Here is a 219-nt window from a genome sequence, read left to right on the forward strand (position 1 = left end):
GGGCCGACCGGTTCGACGAGGCCATGGCCACGGCGCTCGTCTACGCGCTGCTCGTCATCGTGTTCCTGATCGCCCCGATCACGGTCGAGACCCTCAGCCGTGGACGGTCGCTCGGCAAGCTGGCCTTCGGCCTGCAGGTGCTCCGGGACGACGGCGGCCCGATCCGGCTGCGGCACGCGTCCGTCCGTGCACTGGTGGGCGTGTTCGAACTCTGGCTGC

The 219-nt window shown here is 70.8% G+C and carries 1 protein-coding gene; it reads left to right on the top strand.

Annotated features, from left to right (window positions below):
• Window positions 1–219: RDD family protein (locus BN358_RS24330; protein ID WP_198018486.1), on the top strand; the 219-nt coding region annotated here is incomplete at both ends.

The organism is Sedimentibacter sp. B4, from assembly GCF_000309315.1.
Taxonomy (GTDB): Bacteria; Bacillota; Clostridia; order Tissierellales; family Sedimentibacteraceae; genus Sedimentibacter; species Sedimentibacter saalensis.